General features: G+C 69.1%; 17 protein-coding genes and 2 pseudogenes. 12 read left to right on the top strand and 7 right to left on the bottom strand.

What is annotated here, in order from left to right:
• Nucleotides 1–49: 49 nt before the first annotated feature.
• Nucleotides 50–913, bottom strand: coding sequence for a phosphotransferase enzyme family protein (locus tag ADL12_RS38290; RefSeq protein ID WP_062711654.1), 864 nt, complete (start codon nucleotides 911–913; stop codon nucleotides 50–52).
• A 170-nt stretch (nucleotides 914–1,083) separates the two neighbouring features.
• On the opposite strand from ADL12_RS38290, the gene ADL12_RS38285 reads away from it, so the two are divergent.
• From ADL12_RS38285 to ADL12_RS38265, 5 genes and pseudogenes are all read left to right on the top strand, one after another.
• Complete coding sequence (locus ADL12_RS38285) at nucleotides 1,084–2,019, top strand: carbohydrate ABC transporter permease (RefSeq protein WP_062711652.1); 936 nt, start codon at nucleotides 1,084–1,086, stop codon at nucleotides 2,017–2,019.
• Nucleotides 2,016–2,849, top strand: coding sequence for a carbohydrate ABC transporter permease (locus ADL12_RS38280; RefSeq protein ID WP_062711649.1), 834 nt, complete (start codon nucleotides 2,016–2,018; stop codon nucleotides 2,847–2,849). The genes ADL12_RS38285 and ADL12_RS38280 overlap by 4 nt, the downstream gene beginning before the upstream one ends.
• Nucleotides 2,849–4,132 (top strand): ABC transporter substrate-binding protein, encoded by a 1,284-nt coding sequence (locus tag ADL12_RS38275; protein WP_062711636.1) that lies wholly within the window; start codon nucleotides 2,849–2,851, stop codon nucleotides 4,130–4,132. The genes ADL12_RS38280 and ADL12_RS38275 overlap by 1 nt, the downstream gene beginning before the upstream one ends.
• Nucleotides 4,129–5,401: pseudogene (gene mgt / locus ADL12_RS38270) on the top strand (macrolide-inactivating glycosyltransferase). The gene ADL12_RS38275 and the pseudogene mgt overlap by 4 nt, the downstream one beginning before the upstream one ends.
• A gap of 127 nt (nucleotides 5,402–5,528) precedes the next feature.
• Nucleotides 5,529–6,020 carry a GNAT family N-acetyltransferase gene (locus tag ADL12_RS38265; RefSeq protein ID WP_062711630.1) on the top strand — a complete coding sequence of 164 codons (492 nt, stop codon included), beginning with the start codon at nucleotides 5,529–5,531 and terminating at the stop codon, nucleotides 6,018–6,020.
• A gap of 1 nt (nucleotide 6,021) precedes the next feature.
• Here the strand turns inward: ADL12_RS38265 and ADL12_RS57225 are convergent.
• Nucleotides 6,022–6,225 (bottom strand): annotated as a pseudogene (locus ADL12_RS57225) (IS5-like element IS4811 family transposase); the annotation flags it as partial.
• Between the two features lie 241 nt (nucleotides 6,226–6,466).
• Here ADL12_RS57225 and ADL12_RS54490 point away from each other — a divergent pair.
• The 3 genes from ADL12_RS54490 (at nucleotide 6,467) to ADL12_RS38250 (ending at nucleotide 8,536) form a co-directional block, all read left to right on the top strand.
• Nucleotides 6,467–6,625 (top strand): hypothetical protein, encoded by a 159-nt coding sequence (locus ADL12_RS54490; RefSeq protein WP_159053413.1) that lies wholly within the window; start codon nucleotides 6,467–6,469, stop codon nucleotides 6,623–6,625.
• A gap of 50 nt (nucleotides 6,626–6,675) precedes the next feature.
• Nucleotides 6,676–6,855: a hypothetical protein gene (locus tag ADL12_RS38255; protein ID WP_062711624.1), complete on the top strand. Its 180-nt coding sequence runs from the start codon at nucleotides 6,676–6,678 to the stop codon at nucleotides 6,853–6,855.
• Nucleotides 6,856–6,970: 115 nt separating this feature from the next.
• Nucleotides 6,971–8,536, top strand: a complete 1,566-nt coding sequence (locus ADL12_RS38250; protein ID WP_062711621.1) for a hypothetical protein — start codon at nucleotides 6,971–6,973, stop codon at nucleotides 8,534–8,536.
• 48 nt (nucleotides 8,537–8,584) lie between these two features.
• Here the strand turns inward: ADL12_RS38250 and ADL12_RS38245 are convergent, their stop codons facing one another.
• Nucleotides 8,585–9,100, bottom strand: a complete 516-nt coding sequence (locus ADL12_RS38245) for a hypothetical protein (protein ID WP_062711618.1) — start codon at nucleotides 9,098–9,100, stop codon at nucleotides 8,585–8,587.
• 202 nt (nucleotides 9,101–9,302) lie between these two features.
• On the opposite strand from ADL12_RS38245, the gene ADL12_RS38240 reads away from it, so the two are divergent.
• Nucleotides 9,303–10,757 (top strand): NF041680 family putative transposase, encoded by a 1,455-nt coding sequence (locus tag ADL12_RS38240; RefSeq protein WP_062711717.1) that lies wholly within the window; start codon nucleotides 9,303–9,305, stop codon nucleotides 10,755–10,757.
• 125 nt (nucleotides 10,758–10,882) lie between these two features.
• Here ADL12_RS38240 and ADL12_RS38235 read toward each other — a convergent pair whose 3' ends face one another.
• Complete coding sequence (locus ADL12_RS38235; RefSeq protein ID WP_062711615.1) at nucleotides 10,883–13,150, bottom strand: MMPL family transporter; 2,268 nt, start codon at nucleotides 13,148–13,150, stop codon at nucleotides 10,883–10,885.
• Nucleotides 13,151–13,496: 346 nt separating this feature from the next.
• On the opposite strand from ADL12_RS38235, the gene ADL12_RS38230 reads away from it, so the two are divergent.
• Together ADL12_RS38230 and ADL12_RS38225 are read left to right on the top strand one after the other, a co-directional pair.
• Entirely contained in the window at nucleotides 13,497–14,045 is a 549-nt protein-coding gene (locus tag ADL12_RS38230) for a DUF1697 domain-containing protein (RefSeq protein WP_062711612.1), read from the top strand.
• A complete protein-coding gene (locus ADL12_RS38225) occupies nucleotides 14,038–14,415 on the top strand; it encodes a nuclear transport factor 2 family protein (protein WP_062711609.1) in 378 nt (125 codons plus the stop codon). Before ADL12_RS38230 ends, ADL12_RS38225 begins: the two co-directional genes overlap by 8 nt.
• Here the strand turns inward: ADL12_RS38225 and ADL12_RS38220 are convergent.
• Complete coding sequence (locus ADL12_RS38220) at nucleotides 14,396–15,250, bottom strand: transglutaminase-like domain-containing protein (RefSeq protein WP_062711607.1); 855 nt, start codon at nucleotides 15,248–15,250, stop codon at nucleotides 14,396–14,398. The genes ADL12_RS38225 and ADL12_RS38220 overlap by 20 nt on opposite strands.
• A 70-nt stretch (nucleotides 15,251–15,320) precedes the next feature.
• Here ADL12_RS38220 and ADL12_RS38215 point away from each other — a divergent pair, with 70 nt between their 5' ends.
• The gene (locus tag ADL12_RS38215) at nucleotides 15,321–16,361 is read left to right on the top strand and encodes a ketopantoate reductase family protein (protein WP_062711604.1); all 1,041 of its coding nucleotides are present in this window, start codon (nucleotides 15,321–15,323) and stop codon (nucleotides 16,359–16,361) included.
• Between the two features lie 64 nt (nucleotides 16,362–16,425).
• Here ADL12_RS38215 and ADL12_RS38210 read toward each other — a convergent pair whose 3' ends face one another.
• Both ADL12_RS38210 and ADL12_RS38205 read right to left on the bottom strand, forming a co-directional pair.
• On the bottom strand, nucleotides 16,426–17,166 hold the full coding sequence (locus ADL12_RS38210; protein WP_062711602.1) for a sirohydrochlorin chelatase: 741 nt from the start codon (nucleotides 17,164–17,166) through the stop codon (nucleotides 16,426–16,428).
• A 6-nt stretch (nucleotides 17,167–17,172) separates the two neighbouring features.
• Nucleotides 17,173–17,521 (bottom strand): ABC transporter permease (locus ADL12_RS38205; protein WP_159053412.1); only part of this gene is annotated, 349 nt, incomplete at its 5' end.

Raw genomic sequence — 17,521 nt, 5'->3', positions numbered from 1 at the left:
GTCGGACCCGCAGTCGCCCGGCAACGACCAGTCCCCCGGACCATAGGCGTCAGAACGAATACCACCGCACCGACTCGTCCCCCTCACGCAAAGACGCCACCCGCCGCTCGAACTCCACCAACGCCTTCGGATTGCTCGGCGCATGCTGAGCTACCCACGCACAACTGGCGGTCTCCCGAGCCCCCCTCAGCACCGAGCACCCCTCCCACTCCCGCACATCCCAGCCGTACGCCTCGACGAACGAGTCGTAAGCCGCCGCAGGCAACCCGTACCGATCCCGCGAGAGCGCCATCACCACCAGGTCGTGCTCCCGCAGATCCGCGGAGAAGGTCTCCAGGTCGACGAGAACCGGTCCGTCCGGGCCGACGTGGACGTTGCGAGGGAGGGCGTCACCATGAATCGGCCCCGGCGGCACATGCGGCGTCAGCCTCGCCGCAGCCGCCGCGAACCCGTCCCGCCGCTCCCGCAGATACGCCGCGTCGGCGGGATCGATCGCGTCCCCCGCCAGCCGCAGCCACCGCTCCACGCCACCCAGCAACTCACGGGGCGGCAGTTCGAAGGAGGGCGCCGGCAACGCGTGTACGACCCGTAGCAGTTCGGCCAAATCCCGTGGCTCGGCGGGCCGTACCTGATCGGGCAGCCGGTGCCACACGGTCACCGGGTGCCCCTCCACCAGCAGCGCCTTGGGCTCGGCCGCCCGCACCGCCGGTACGTCCGCCTCGGCCAGCCACACCGCGATATCCAGTTCGCGCCGCGCCCGGTCCAGGAGTTCGGCGTCACGGCCCACCTTGACGACCAGGTCACCGGCGGCGAACACCGCGTTCTCGCCCAGGGCGAGCAGTCGCGCGTCCCGCGCCGGGACGGGCACCACTCCCGCCGCGGCCAGTACGTCCCGCGCCCGTGCCTCGTCCATCGCCCGCCTCCGTGTGGTCGTACGCCTCCGTGGACGGCGTCGGATTCCCGCCATCCGCCGCTCAGTCTCGCATTCGCACAGGTCGGACCGCGTGCGCACGGCCTTGACGGGGCAGAGCGCCTTCACGACCATGACGGGGCCATCCCGAGCAGTGCAAAGGGGCTGATTCCGTGACAACGGTGACGGAGGCGGAGAGATCCGTGAGACGTGCGCCGGGCGGCACGAGGCGGCGGCGCGTCACGGATCACGGCGCCTGGTTTCTCGTACTCCCCGCGCTGATCCCCATCCTGATCCTGAGCGTCGGCCCGCTACTCTACGGCGTCCTGCTGTCCTTCACCGACGCCCAGTCCGGACGGACCCAGCCCACCCAGTGGATCGGTGGTCTCAACTTCCGGGATCTGCTGCACGACACGCTGTTCTGGGAGTCGTTCCGGATCGGCCTGGTGTGGGCCGTCGGCGTCACCGTGCCGCAGTTCCTGCTGGCGCTCGGCCTCGCCCTCCTCCTCAACCAGGACTTACGGCTGCGCTGGCTGGCCCGCGCCCTCGCGATCGTCCCGTGGGCGATGCCCGAGGTCGTCGTCGGCGTCATGTGGCGGCTCGTCTACAACCCCGACGCGGGCATCCTCAACGAGACGCTGCGCGACCTGGGCCTCGGCGACGGCCGCGACTGGCTCAGCGGGCTCGGCACCGCCCTGCCCGCGGTGATCGTCGTGGGCATCTGGGCGGGCATGCCGACCACGACGGTCGCCCTGCTCGCCGGCCTGCAGAACACCCCGCGCGAACTGCATGAGGCGGCGGCCGTGGACGGCGCCGGCGCCTGGCGCCGCTTCCGCACGGTCACCTGGCCCGCACTCAGACCGGTCGCCCTGTCCATCACGGCGCTCAACCTCATCTGGAACTTCAACTCCTTCGCCCTGGTCTACGTCCTCACCAGCGGCGGCCCCGGCGGCCGCACCCGCCTGCCCATGCTGTTCGCCTACGAAGAGGCCTTCCGCTACGGCCAGTTCGGCTACGCGGCGGCCATGGGATGCGTGATGGTCGCGGTGATCTCGATACTCCTCGCCGTCTTCCTCGTCGGCCGGCTCAGGGGAGGCGACGACGCATGAGGACCAGCCGAACCGGCCGTATCGGCCAGTACGTCGCCCTGCTGGCGTACCTCGTCTTCCTCGCCTTCCCCTTCCTCTGGCTGATCTCCACCGCCTTCAAACCGCCCCGCGAGCTCGGCAGCCTGCACCCCACCTGGATCCCGAAGGACCCCACCCTCGCCAACTTCCGCCAGGCCTTCGACGAACAGCCCCTGCTGCACGCCGCCCTCAACTCCCTCATCGCCGCACTCGGCGCCGCCCTGATCGCCGTACTGCTCGCGACCCCGATGGCCTACGTCATGGCCCGCCGCCGCACCCCGCTCGCACGGGCGGCGACCGGCTGGGTGGTCGTCAGCCAGGCGTTCCCGCTCGTGCTGGTGATCATCCCGCTGTTCCTGGTGCTGAAGAACCTGCGGCTGATCAACTCGGTGCCGGGGCTGGTCATGGTGTACGTGGTGTGGGCGCTGCCGTTCGCGCTGTGGATGCTCGTCGGATACGTCCGGGCGGTGCCGCCCGAGCTGGAGGAGGCGGCCGCGGTCGACGGGGCCGGGCGGGTGCGGACGCTGGTGTCGGTGACCGCGCCGCTGCTGGCGCCGGGGATCGTGGCGACGGCGCTGTTCGCGTTCGTCACGGCGTGGAACGAGTTCTTCTTCGCGCTCGTTCTGCTGAAGACCCCGGAGAAACAGACCCTGCCGGTCGTCCTCGCCCACTTCATCGGCGCGGAGGGCGTCGCGGACCTCGGCCCGCTGGCGGCGGCCGCCTTCCTGGCGACCCTTCCCTCACTGGTCGTCTTCGCGATCATCCAACGGCGTATCACGGGCGGCATGCTCGCCGGGGCGGTGAAGAGCTGATGCGTACGAGAGTGCTGTTGCCCCTGGTCGTCCTGGCGCTGCTGCTCGCCGGGTGCAGCGGCGACGACGGTGGCGGCTCCGACGGACGTGTCACCCTGCGCTTCCAGTCCCTGGCCTGGCAGGAGGAGTCCGTCGAGGCCAATCAGGAGCTGGTGAAGGAGTGGAACGCCTCTCATCCCGACGTCAAGGTCGAGTACATACCGGGCAGTTGGGACAGCGTCCACGACCAGCTCCTGACCTCCTTCGAGGGCGGTGAGGCGCCCGACATCATCCACGACGCCTCGGACGACCTCGCGGACTTCGCGTACGGCGGCTACCTCGCCGATCTCACCGACCTGCTGCCCGAGCGGCTCAAGTCCGACATCCCACGGCGCAGTTGGGACACGGCGACCTTCGGCGACGGGATCTACGGCGTCCCCTTCCTGCAGGAGCCGCGCGTCCTCATCGCCAACGCGAAGTGGCTGAAGGAGTCCGGCGTACGGGTCCCCACCCCCGAACGCCCTTGGAGCTGGCCGGAGTTCCGCAGGATCACCGAACAGCTCAGCGGCGACGGCAAGTACGGCGTGGCCTGGCCGCTGAAGGAACCCGTCTCCGCCACCCTCAACCTGTCGCTGTCGGCGGGCGGACAGCTCTTCCACCGGGGCGCGGACGGCAAGGTCACCATCCGGTTCGAAAAGGCGGACGAGACCGTGCCCCGCACGATCCACGACCAGGCCGGCACCGATCACAGCGCCTCGCCCACCACCCTCGGCAGCGGCGGCTCGGACACCCTGCCCGGCTTCTTCGGCGGCAAGTACGCGATGGTGCCGCTCGGCTTCTCGTACCGCCAGCAGATCGTCCAGCAGGCGCCGAAGGGCTTCCAGTGGCAGGTGCTGCCCGCCCCGGCCGGCGCCGACGGGCTCACCCAGGGCGTCAGCCCGCAGACCCTGTCCATCGCCGAGGACAGCCCGCACAAGAAGGAGGCCGCCGAGTTCATCGACTTCCTGCTCCGGCCCCCGAACATGGTGCGGCTCGCCCTGGGCGACTGGATGCTGCCCACCGGCACCCAGGCGCTGAAGGACCCCGCCCTGCACACCACGAAGGACGGCTGGGCGACCGGGACCGCCCTCGCCGCCCACCTGCGTTCGGCGCCCGCGCAGTCGGTGCGCGGCTACCCGGAGTGGAAGGACAAGGTCGCCACCCCCGCGCTCCAGGAGTACTACAGCGGGGCCATCGGCCTCGGTGAACTGCGCGAACGCCTGGAGGAGGACGGCAACTTGGTGCTGGCCCGCTACCAGCGCTGACCATAATCAAGTTGTACGAGACGGTTCGTCTCGCTTACGGTGTGGCTCATGACCAGTCGCCCCGCCCACATCGCCATGTTCTCCATCGCCGCCCACGGCCACGTGAACCCCAGCCTCGAAGTCATCCGCGAGCTCGTGGCGCGCGGGCACCGGGTCACGTACGCGATTCCGCCCCTGTTCGCCGAGAAGGTCGCCGAGACCGGTGCCGAGCCGAAGCTCTGGAACTCGACACTGCCCGGACCCGATGACGACCCGGCGGCGTGGGGCACCACCCTCCTGGACAACGTGGAGCCCTTCCTGGCCGACGCGATCCAGGCCCTGCCGCAGCTGATCGAGGCCTACGACAGCGACGAACCCGACCTCGTGCTGCACGACATCACCGCCTACCCGGCCCGCGTCCTGGCCCACCGCTGGGGCGTCCCGTCGATCTCCCTGTCGCCGAACCTCGTCGCCTGGACGGGCTACGAGGAGGAGGTCGCCGAGCCGATGTGGGCCGAGCCGAAGAGGACCGAGCGCGGCCGCGCCTACTTCGCCCGCTTCCAGGCCTGGCTGGAGGAGAACGGCATCACCCTGCACCCGCATTCGTTCTACGGCCACCCCGAGCGCTCCCTCGTGCTGATCCCCAAGGCGTTGCAGCCGAACGCCGACCGGGTCGACGAGAGCGTGTACACCTTCGTCGGCGCCTGCCAGGGCGACCGTTCCGCACAGGGGGACTGGCAGCGGCCGGCCGGCGCCGAGAAGGTCGCCCTCGTGTCGCTGGGGTCCTCGTTCACCAAGGAGCCGGCGTTCTACCGGGAGTGCGTCAAGGCCTTCGGCGACCTGCCGGGCTGGCACCTGGTGCTGCAGATCGGCAAGCATGTCGACCCCGCCGAGCTGGGCGACGTACCCGACAACGTCGAAGTGCGCTCCTGGGTACCGCAGTTGGCGATCCTCAAGCAGGCCGACCTGTTCGTCACCCACGCCGGCGCCGGCGGCAGCCAGGAGGGCCTGGCCACCGCCACGCCGATGATCGCCGTACCGCAGGCCGTGGACCAGTTCGGCAACGCGGACATGCTCCAGGGGCTCGGCGTCGCCCGCCACATCCCCGGCCAGGAGGCGACCGCCGAGGCCCTGCGCACGGCGGCCCTCGCCCTCGTCGACGACCCCGAGGTCGCCCGGCGTCTGCAGGAGATCCAGGCGCAGATGGCCCAGGAGGGCGGCACCATGCGGGCCGCCGACCTGATCGAGGCCGAGCTGACCGCCGTACGCGACGCACGAGAACACGCGTAAGTGAGTGTTTTTGATCCTGAGCTCGGATGACCGCATGGTCGGCCGCGCGGTGTAACCGGCCAGGTTGCGGCTGTCGGGCTTGGAAACTCGGTATCGCTGTCACCGGTGACCAGTTGAAGATGGTGGCATGGACGTGCAGAAGGTGACCTTGCGGAAAATGACGCCGTCGGAGTACGAGGTGGCGACTGAGCATCGTGAAGCCGAGACGGCTCGTGAACTCGGCAAGTTCATGCCCCAAGAGCTGGCGCGAGAGCGGGCTCATCAGGGCACGGCTCAGTTCCTTCCGGACGGGCTCGACACGGCTGGTCATCATCTCGTGGTGGCGGAGAACGGTTCAGGCGAGGTTGTGGGGAACGCATGGATTGGCCCGGATCCACGTCAAGCTTCTTCGGGCACCGCTAGCTCAGCCTGGCTGTACGACATCAACGTCTTCGCGCCGTTCCGGCGCCGCGGATACGGATCCGCCATCCTCGCCGCTGCCGAGGAGCTCGTTGCCCACGAGGGCATGACGTCGCTCAATTTGAACGTCGCTGGGGACAACGAGGGAGCTATGGCCATGTATCAACGCAATGGCTATGGAGTGTCGTCAATGTACCTATCCAAGAGCGTGCAGCGATAGATCAGCCGGTGGGTGTCCGCTTCTTCGTCCAGTCGGAGACGGGCTTCTTCCGGGTCAGCCGCCTGGCCATGAGGGTGATGAGTGCCCAGTTCAGGTGTGCTTCGCTGTGCTGGGGCAGGCGTTCGTAGTCCCTCGCGTTGCGGCGGGCGTTCATGATCCAACCCAGGGTGCGTTCGACGCGCCAGCGGCGCGGTAGGACGACGAACCTCGTTGCAGTTCGGCGCCCGTCCGGCGAACTCCCAAAGCATGTCTCGTTGGTGACGCAGTCGCCTGCTCTGCACAGGCCGTCCCCGGCCACTTCCGCGTTGTCATGGCCACCTGGACGGGAGCTCTGGTCCATGAGCGCTATGTAGAGGCCTTCGGGTTTCCGCCTGACCCTGTGCACGTGACTGCCACCCGACCGGCTCTGGGCTGGCGCGGTCCCCGTGGCCGGAGTGGTGTTCAACATGCTGTTGGCTGTGGCGACCGCGGGGTGGCTGCGCCGGAAACACAAGCTGAGGTCCACCGAGTCCAGCGAACTGCTGGGCTACTCGAGCGCAGGCGTGTGGATCGGCCTGCTGGTCATGTTGTTTCCGCTACTGACGGAGCTGTCCACAACCGGCTAGGTGCGCGACGCCAAGGCCGCCGTACACACTGGCGAGCAGCCAGCAGAGACATGGTGGAGGAGGACACCCGCTGCCAGTTCGCTCTGGGGGACGAGGCTCTGGAGCTGGAACCGCTTCGCGGGCACGGCGGTCACATGTCGCTCGATGAAGGTGACCAGGTGTGCACGCGAGACACCGACCCGGCCACCGCGGCCGCGTTCGACTACGCCCCGGCGACCTTGGCGGCATAACGGAGCGATGCGGCAGCTTCTTCGACACTGCGACGCTGCGTCCGTGGCAGCATCCGCTTTCATCAGTGCCAGTTGAGGGAGGATTGTTGAGCAGTGACAACGGGAGGGGCGGGGTATGGCTGACGATGAGGTGCCGGACGATCTGACGCCGGCCGAGCTGGGCATGTGGCAGGCGTTCCGTAACGGGTCCGTGTACGACCTGCGGATCGGGGATGCGGAGCAGGACGACGCCAACGGCCAGCCAGCCTGGGGGTCTGAGCGCACCGTGCGCGCCAGGATCGTCGCTCTTGTGCTGCTGAGCGGTCCACCTCCACTCCCTGGTAGAGCCGCAGCATTGAAGCTCACAGGGGTACAAGTTTCCGGCCCGCTCGACTTGTCGAACTCGCAGATCGACGTTCCTGTCGAGCTGTGCGGCTGCCGTTTCGAGAAGCCTGTCCGTCTCGTCGACTCCCACATGCGCACGGTCATTCTCAGGGACTGCGCGATACCTGCCCTGGAGGCGGCCCGGCTCGTTACGACGGGAGACCTGCAGTTGAGCGGCTGCACGGTCTACGCCGGCATTTCCATGCCCCAGGCGCAGATCGGCACTGACCTCACGGCCAACCTGCTACGCCTGCACTCCGACGACCGGGCCAAAGCGTGGAACGGCGACGGAATGAACGTCGCGCAGGACCTCAACGGCGAGGGGCTCAGTGCCAACGGGGAAATCTCGCTGAGAGGTGCACGCATCGGCGGACAACTCAGCTTGCGTGGCGCTTGGTTACGGCACCGGTACAGTCGGTGGGCGCTCAATGCCCTCCGGCTTGTCGTTGAGGAGAGCCTGGTCATCTCCGCAATGGCGGAGCTGGACCCATCCGAGGCGGGTGCCAGAGTCCCGGCCCGCATGATCCGAATGCGGCGGCCCGAAGTGCACGGCGGGATCATGTTGGACGGAGCCACCTTCGGCAGCAGCCTCGTCGTGGAGCATGTCAGGCTCCATCTCGCCGATGATCAGGAGGTGTCGCTGCGAAGCATCCAGGCACCCGAACTGCGCTTCATGCCAGAACGACCGGAGGGCGGCCGCATCATCCTGGCCAATGCCACGGTGGGCCGTCTGGTCGACAGGGCGGACAGCTGGCCTGGCCCGGGCAGGCTCGATGTGACGGGCTTCAGCTATGAGACTCTCGCTCCTGGAGGTCCGTTCCCGTTGGCTGCCCGCCTGGCTTGGTTGGCCGATGCGACCCCCGAGTACTCACCCGAACCCTACGACCGTCTGGCAGCGTCGCTTAGGGTCGCCGGCGAGGACGTTTCCGCCAACGAGGTTGTCCTGGCCAGGCTCCGTCGGCGAAGAGAAACCCTGCCACTGGTGCTACGAGCGTGGGACGGCTTTCAGGACATCGTCCTCGGATACGGCTACCGCCCCGCACGGGGGTTGTTCTGGCTCGTCTCACTGTGGGTAGCCGGATCGCTATGGTTCGCCTACTATCCGCCTCCCCCACTGAGTGCGGAGCAGGCGCCGCACTGGCAACCCGCCATCTACACCCTGGATCTCCTTCTGCCCGTTCTCGATCTCGGCCAGGAGGCAGCGTGGCGTACGTCTGGTGCCTCCCAATGGATAGCTCTGTCGCTTGTCATCCTTGGCTGGCTCCTGGCCACCATCCTCACAGCCGGCGCGGCAGCCGTCATTCTGCGTCGCAACTGAGCTTGTTCTTTGAGGTCTTGTCGGTCTGAGGTGTGCTCACCGGTGCGCCTATGTCTCGTCCAGTGCTGCGGCGGCTGTGTCAACGAAGGGCCTGATCAGCCGTATGTAAGAGCGCAAGGTTTCTTGGAACTCGCGACGGTTCTCTCTGCTGGCGTTCTCGGCCGTGGCCGCCAGCGCGGTGCCGAGTGTGCCCGACATGATCAGCAGGTTTGATGCTGCGACTTGGGCTGCCGGGGGGCCTTCCAGATCGATCAGTGTCACTGCCCGGCGCAGTCGCTGATGACGGTCGCGGTGAGCGGCCAAGGCAGCTTCGTACTCGGTGGTTGAGAGACCGTTGACTCCGCGAAGCCCGTCAGCGACGGCCTGGGCGTGGTCGATGAGGTCTAGGTAGGCGGCCCGTCGGGTCTGCCGGATACCTTCGCGGCGCTGAGCGGCCGACGCGTCATTGACTTGGATCCGAGCAGCGTGGGCGTTGCCTCTGCTGGTCAGCCAACTCGCCAGTGAGCTGGCCGTGATCGCAGTCACGCTAGTGAGGGCGGCGACGATCAGCGAGTTGTCAGGCACATCGAGGAGTCTCTCCGAGAAGATCCGCGACAGCCACTGCTTCTGTCATCAATACGTACTTGCGCCCCTGTGTTGTGCCCGCTTTGGTCTCGAACGACTCCGAACATGATCACCCGAACGGGCTTTTGCCGGACGCTGGGGCGGCCTTCGTCCGATCATGTGCTCCGACCAAGGTGCACCGATCGAGACGAAGGCCGTGAAGGTGAGTCTGCTGCCTGGCGCCGGTCCCGGGGAGGCGTTCGTGCCGGCGTCACGCTTCCGGGACGACTTGTTCGACTGCCTGACCGCGCGCGGGGACGAACTGTTCGAGCTGGTTGACGCGTTGCTGTGTGCGGATGGTCCGGTGATCTCGCCGGTGGACCTGACGCTGGTGGCCGAGCACCGGCGCGGGCACGGCGCGATGTGCGAGGCGTTGAACCGCGGGAACGTGGACGTGCCCCGGCTGCGCCAGGTGCTGGCTGGTCTGCCGATGCCCAGGGCCGCCGACGGGCGCCTGGTCCTGGCGGTCGACGTCAGCAACTGGCTCCGCCCCGACGCGCCGACCAGCGCGGACCGTCTGTTCTGTCACGTCTATGGCCGCAGCGGACGGTCCTCGGACCAGTTCATCCCCGGCTGGCCGTACTCGTTCGTCGCCGCCCTCGAATCGGGCCGGACGTCCTGGTGCCAGCTCCTGGACGCCGTCCGTCTCGGGCCCGAGGACGACGTCGCCGAGGTGACCGCTGCCCAGGTCCGCCGTGTGGTCACCGACCTGATCGAGATGGGCCGCTGGCATTTCGGCGACCGCGACATCCTCATCGTCTTCGATGCCGGCTATGACGCCCCGCGCATGGCCCACCTCCTCGACGGCCTCCCGATCGAGGTGCTGGGACGGATGCGCTCCGACCGCGTCATGCGACGGCCGACGCCCTCGCTGAAGGAGTACGCCCTGTCCTATCCCCAGGGCGGGCGACCGCCGAAGCACGGCAAGGAGTTCCGCTTCGCCAAGCCGGAAACCTGGGGCGAGCCGGACGCGGCCACGACGCAAGTCACCGACCGGTACGGCACCGCCCGCGCGATGGCCTGGGACCGCATCCACCCCCGGCTGACCACCCGCTCCGCTTGGATCGACCACACCGGCGAACTCCCCATCATCGAAGGCACGCTGATCCGCCTCCAGGTCCATCGCCTGCCCGGCGGAGGCGACCCGCTCCCGCTCTGGCCCTGGTCGTCCGCCACCGGCCTGCACAGCGAGGACGTCGACGTGCGCTGGCAGGCGTTCCTACGGAGATTCGACCTGGAGCACACCTTCCGGCTGATGAAACAGACCCTCGGCTGGACCCGTCCGAAGCTGCGAACCCCCGAGGCCGGCGAGCGCTGGACCTGGCTGATCATCGCCGCGCACACGCAGATCCGCCTCCTGCGCGGAGCCACCGCCGACTTGCGGCGGCCGTGGGAGAAGCCCGCCGAGCCCGGCCGGCTCACCCCAGCCCGAGTCCGCCGGGGGTTTCGGAACCTCCGCCCGCACCTGCACTGTCCGGCCCGTGCACCGAAACCCTCAACTCCCGGCCCTGGGAGGCCACTTGGATCGAAGAACCGGCGGCCCACCACCCGCTACGACGTGGGCAAGGCCGTGAAACGCCCCGAGAGCATCATCGAACGAAACCGACCCAGACCTTAAAGAGCAAGCTAAGGACCCACAGGACCCACAGGAAACCCAAAGGGCCCACCGGAGAACTCGTCAAAGAAGCAGGGCCCGTTGGCTCCCCCGGAGTCAACGGGCCCTGCTCGTCGGGCGGGATGGGGTCAGACGGGCACCCGCTCGCCCTCGTCGTCCCGGGCCGCGCTCCGCGTCACGGCCTCGGGTGCCTCGTCGTGCGTCATGTCCGGCAGCCGGTTCAGCCACTTCGGCAGGTACCAGTTGCGCTCGCCGAGCAGAGCCATCACCGCCGGGAGCAGCACACCCCGGATGATCGTCGCGTCGATGAGGACCGCGGCCGCGAGGCCGACGCCCATCTGCTTCATGGACTGCATGGACAGCGTGCCGAAGATCGCGAACACGGCGACCATGATGACCGCGGCGCTGGTGACGACCCCGGCCGTGGTGACCACGCCGTGCTGGATCGCGTCCTTCGTCGTACGGCCGCGCAGGCGCGCCTCGCGGATTCGCGAGACCACGAAGACGTGGTAGTCCATCGACAGGCCGAACAGGATCACGAACAGGAACAGCGGCAGCCAGGTGATGATGGCCCCGACGCCCTCCGCGCCCACCAGGGACGCGCCCCAGCCGTGCTGGAAGACGCCGACGAGGATGCCGTACGCCGCGCCCACCGACAGCAGGTTCAGCACGATCGAGGTGATCGCGACCGTCAGTGAGCGGAAGGACAGCAGCATCAGCCCGAAGGCGAAGACCACGACGAACGCGAAGACCGGGACGACGGCTCCGGCCAGCTGGTCGTTGAAGTCCTTCGAGCCGGCGACCTGTCCGGTGATCGGCGCCTCGACGCCGTCCACCTTCCCGAGCGTGGCCGGGCGCACCTCGTCGCGCAGCTTGTCCAGGCTGGCGCCCGCCTTGTCGAGGTCGGAGCCGCCGACCAGCGGCACGTACACGAAGGCGACGTTCTGGTCGTCGTGCAGCTTGATCTCGACCGGGCCGCGCGAGGCCCCCGAACTGACCGCCCGCTCACGGAAGTCGGCGAGCGCGGAGCGCACCTCGGGGGCGTTGATGTCGTCCGCCTTGACGACGACCTCGGCCGGGTCGGAACCGCCCGGGAAGGCCTCGTTGAGCCGGTTGTACGTCTGCACGATGGGCAGCGAGTCGCCGAACTCCTGGTCCAGCGTGAGGTTCTGGGTCTTCATGCCGACCGCGGGAGCCGCGATGGCGAGCAGCGCACCGGCCGCGACGACGACCGAGATGACCGGCCGGGCGAGCACTCCCTTGAGCACGGCCGTCCAGAACCGGCTCTCGCGGTTGCCCCGCCCACGGTTGCGGCGCAGGCGGCTCTGCGGGTGCAGGAAGGGAATCTTGCCCTTCTCGACCCGCTCGCCCAGCAGCGACAGCAGAGCCGGCAGCACCGTCACCGACCCGACCATGGCGACCGCCACGACCATCAGCGAGGCCAGGCCCATCGCCTCGAACTCGGCAAGCCCGGTGAACAGCATGCCCGCCATCGCCACGCACACCGTGACACCGGAGACGATGATCGCGCGGCCACTGGTGGCGGCGGCGACCCGCAGGGCCGTCTGCGCGTCCCGGCCGGCCTCGCGCTCCTCGCGCTCACGGCGCAGATAGAACAGGCAGTAGTCGACGCCGACGGCCAGGCCGACCAGCAGCATCACGGAGTTGGCGGTGTCGCTCATCGGCATGACGTGGCTGACGATGCCCATCAGGCCCATCGTCGCCATGATCGCGGTGACCGCCAGCAGCACCGGCAGCAGGGCCGCCACCAGGGCGCCGAAGGCGATGAGCAGAATGCCGAGGGCCACCGGCACCGCGGAGTACTCGGCCTTCTGGAAGTCGTCCCCGAACGCGTCGTCGAACGTCTTCATCATGCTCGCGCCGCCGATCTCCTCGATCCGCAGCGACTCGTGGTCCTTCTGGACGTCCTCCACGGCCTTCAGCACGGGCTCCACGCGCTCGCCCGCGGTGTCCGACTCGCCGCGCATGTCGAACTGCACGAGCGCGCTGCGGCCGTCCTTGGAGATCGTCTGCGTGTCGTACGGCGACGTCACGTCCGTGACCTTGCCGGTGCCCTCGACCGCCTTCACGACCGCGGCGACCGCCGACCTGAACTCGGCGTCCGTGGCCTTGAGGCTGCCGTCCTTCCCCTGGATCAGGACGGTCTCACTGGCCGGTTCCTCGATCCCCGCGTCCTCGATGATCTTGGCTGCGGTGTGCGTCTCGCCCTTCAGCTGGTCGCTGTCCTTGACGTCGACCCGGCCCGCCGCCGAACCGAGCCCCATCGCCAGGACGACGAACAGCACCCAGATGCCGACGGCAGCCCATCGATGGCGGGCGCTCCAGCCGCCGGCGCGGGCGGCGAGTCCCCGCACACGTGTGTCTCCGTTCCCCATGACGGGCTTGCCCCCTTGATTGCGGTGGCGGCCCCCTGCCGCCCCCTTTCGTTTCGAAGGTATGGGCCGGATAAAGCCATCTCCTCGTGCTGCCCGGTGAAGTAGGGCGGCCGGATCTCATCCCCTCGGCCCCCGGGCTCTCCCCATTGGGGAGGATGGGGGTCCCCTACATCTATCCGGGCCGGTCGGGGAAGCGTCTCGGGGACGAGGCCCGGCGGCATGGATCAGCGGGATGAGCTTGTGCTTCATGCTGACCGGTAAGTAACTTACAGGTCGGGCCGTCGTGCCCACCCCCACGGGGCACGACGGCCCCGTCAGTGTCAGTAGGTCGCCTTATGGTGGCCGGATGACGACGACGTATGCGGCGCTGCTGCGCGGGATCAACGTGGGCGGCAGCAGAAAAGTCCCTATGGCCGACCTGCGCGCCCTGATGACCGGCCTCGGCCACGACGGCGTACGCACCTACCTGCAGAGCGGCCAGGCGGTCTTCGCCGCCGACCATGGCGACGAGGAGTCCCTGGCCGCGGAGCTCGCGTCGGCGATCGAGAAGCACTTCGGCTTCGCCGTGGACGTGATGGTGCGCGACCACGCCTATCTCAAGGCCATCGCCGACAACTGCCCTTTTCCCGCAGCCGAGTTGGAGCCCAAACAGCTCCATGTCACCTACTTCTCCGCCCCGGTCGACGCCGAGCGCTTCGCGGAGATCGACCAGGCCGCCTACCTCCCGGAGGCGTTCCGGCTCGGCGACCGGGCGCTGTACCTGTACGCCCCGAACGGCCTCGGGCGCTCCAAGCTCGCCGAAATTCTGTCGCGACCCCGGCTCAACAGGGGTTTGATCGCTACCAGCCGCAACTGGAACACCGTCGTGAAACTAGTGGAGATGACAGGTGACTGACGTCCGCACCACTGCCGTGGAAGCCGCCATCGAAGGCGAACTGCGCCTGCTCGGGCCGGAGGTCCGGTCCTCGCCGGAGCTGCTCGAGAAGTTGCTGCACCCCGAGTTCCGTGAGTTCGGCGCGTCGGGACGGTACTGGGACCGGACGTCGATCATCGAGTCCCTGCTGGCGGGCACCGACCCGGGGCCCCGGCCCGTCGTCGTCTCGCAGATCGAGGGTGTCCAGCTCGCCTCCGACGTGGTCCACCTCACCTTCGACACGGAGAACAACGGCCGCCGGGTGCACCGCAGTTCGCTGTGGCGGCGCACGGACGACGGATGGCAGATGTACTTCCATCAGGGGACGCCGTTCAGCGCTGGGGAAGAGTGACCCTGCGCAGATGCAGGGAGAAGATCTCGCGGGGCGGGGCCAGCCGCGGGTCCGCGCACAGGCGCCGCACCTCCTCGTCGGTCTGCGCGTCCGCGACGGCGTCCAGGAGGGCGAGATCGTCGACGCCGAGTGAGCCAAGGCCGGCGAGACCGGCCAGCGGCTCCCACATGTCCCAGGGCAGCGTCTCGACGCCGCCCCGGCAGGCCAGATCGAGGACGAGGCTGCCCCGGACGAACCACATCCCCCGCAGGCCTTCGACGGACCAGAACCCGAACGTCCCCGGATCCGCCTCCCCGGCCCGGCACGCCCGCCAGGCGTCGCCCGACACGAGGAACCGATCGCGCGGCACGTCCAACGGGTCGAAGTCGAGACGGTCGTACGACGGATGCAGGACCTGCGGGTCGATCAGGCGCCAACTCCCGTCCGGCAGGCGGTACTCAGTGACCCAGTGGTCCTCGTGGAAGCCGTCGACGAAGTAGGTGGCGAAGCCACCGCGGACCCGTGCAGGCGTGCCCGTCGCCCGAAGCAAGGACACGTGCAGCAACGCGAAGTCCCGGCATGTGCCCACGAACCGCTCCTCCGGCTCCCGCGCCTCGGTCAGCGGGGCGTCCCCGCGCTCGCGCAGGATCCGCAGGATCTCGGTGACGTACCGGGACTCGGCGTCCTCGTGCAGCCGTTGCTCGGGGATGACGTACTCCAGACGCTGCCCGTCGCCCTGATGGATGATCACATTCCGTACGAGAAGGGCGAGTTGGCCCGGATCGCGCGGTAGTCCGGTGACGTCCAGGTCCCCCGGATCGCTGTACGGCGTCTGCTTCAAGTAGAAGTCGTCCATACCGCGGGACCCTGAAGCCTGCCCCAGGGGCAAGGTCAACCGGGCGGAACGGCTGTGCGAGGCTCGTCCCATGCGCTACATCATCATCGGGGCAGGGGCGGTCGGCGGCGTCATCGGCGGCCGGCTCGCGGGTTCCGGGCACGAGGTCGTTCTGGTCGCGCGGGGTGCGCACTTCGAGGCCCTACGGGACCACGGACTGCGGCTCAGGGTGCCGGAGGGCGAGCTTACCCACCGGCTGCCGGTCGTCGACGGGCCGGCCGCGCTCGGAGAGCTCCGCCCCGACGACGTCCTCGTCCTCGCCGTCAAGACGCAGGACAGCACGGCCGCGCTGCAGACCTGGGGCCCGGTCCCGGTCGCGGGCGGCGGTACGGCCGCCGAGCGGTTGCCGCTGGTCTGCGCCCAGAACGGCGTCGAGAGCCAGCGCCTCGCCCTGCGGCTCTTCCGACGGGTGTACGGGGTCTGCGTCTGGCTGCCGTCGACGTACGTCGAACCCGGCGTCGTCTCCGCCGCCGGCAGCCCCCTCACCGGCATCCTGCACCTCGGGCCTGTCTGGCAAATCCCCGCCTGCCCGCACGGCACCGACGAGACCGCCCGCCTCATCGCCGCCGACCTGGAGAAGTCGCACTTCGAGGCGCCGGTCGTGGCGGACGTGGCGCGCTGGCAGTACGCCAAGCTGCTGGGCAACCTGGCCAACTCCCTGGAGGCGGTGACCGGTCCCATCGACAGTGAGGAGGCCGTGGCACTGTTCCGGCGGGTGCGGGCCGAGGGCATGGCCGTGCTCGACGCCGCCGGGATCGCGTACGCGAGCGCCGAGGAGCAGCAGGCCGTACGGGGCGACAAGGTCACCCTCGTACCCCTGGACGGCGCCCGGCGCGGCGGCGGCTCCTCCTGGCAGTCCCTCACCCGCGGCACCGGCACCATCGAGGCCGACTACCTCAACGGCGAGATCGTCCTCCTCGGCCGCCTGCACGGCGTACCGACCCCGCTCAACGAGCTCCTCCAGCGCCTTGCCAACACCTTCGCAAGGGAGAGGAGGGCGGCGGGCTCGATGCCGCTGGGGGAGCTGGTGCGGCTGGCCGACGAAGCGGGCCGACCCACGGACACTGCGTAAAACCGGATCTGCGGACACCGCGTAAAACGGATCTGCGGACACTGCGTAAGACGGACCGTCGCTCTCAGGCGCCCACGGCCGCCAGCGCCGGCACCCCGGCCGCGTCGTACCGCTCCAGCAGCACCCGCGCCACCTCGGGTGCCGCCCCGAGCACGTCCGCCAGTACGTCCGCCTCGGCCGCGCCCCGCGCGATGCGGTCCGGGAGGAAGCCCGGGGCCAGGACGTACGGTGCCACGGCCACGCGTGCGCAGCCGAGCGCCCGCAGTTCGCGGACGGCATCTTCCGTGCGGGGAAGGGATGCGGAGGCGAACGCAGGCCGCACGGCGCACCAACCGGTGTGCCGCCACTCCCGCGCGATTTCTGCGATCACTGCGATCGCCTCCGGGTCGGTGGACCCCGCCGAGGCCAGCACGACCCCGGTCGAGGACTTGTCGGCGGGCGTCAGTCCCGCCTCGTACAGACGCCGCTCCAGGGCAGCCAGGAGCAGCGGCGACGGCCCCAGCACCTCGGCCTGCCGGATCCGCAGCTGCGGTGGCGCGTCCCGCAGCACCGCCGGGATGTCGGCTTTCGCATGGAACGCCCTGGTCAGGAGCAGAGGCAGCGCTACGACGTCGCGGACGCCCTCCGCCGCCAGAGACTCCAGCACTCCCTGCACCGACGGGATGTTGAAGTCCAGGAAGCCGGTCTCCACCCGTACGTCCGGGCGCAGCGAGCGCACCCGGCGTACCAGGGCATGCACCGTCGCGGCATGCCGCGGGTCACGGCTGCCGTGGGCGATGACGAGAAGAACCGGCTTCTTGAACACAGGACTTCAGCTCCTTGCCAGCAGACCGCGGCTGCGCAGCACCCACCGCTCCAGCGGGCTGAAGATCAGCAGGTCGATGGCGATGCCGACGACCAGGATGAGCAGGATCGCGAAGAAGACCATGGACATGCTGCTGTTGTTGCGGCCGTTCTCCAGGAGCTGGCCCAGGCCCACGCCCAGGTCGGGGTGGGAGGCGATGATCTCGGCGGCCATCAGTGAGCGCCAGGAGAAGGCCCAGCCCTGCTTCAGGCCTGCAAGGTAGCCGGGCAGCGCGGCCGGCATCACGATGTGCCAGGTGCCCTTCAGGCCCGTCGCGCCCAGCGTGCGGCCCGCTCGCAGGAACAGTGGCGGCACC

It is taken from the genome of Streptomyces regalis (genome assembly GCF_001509475.1).
Classification (GTDB): domain Bacteria; phylum Actinomycetota; class Actinomycetes; order Streptomycetales; family Streptomycetaceae; genus Streptomyces; species Streptomyces regalis.
This window is presented reverse-complemented; position numbering and strand designations above follow the sequence as displayed.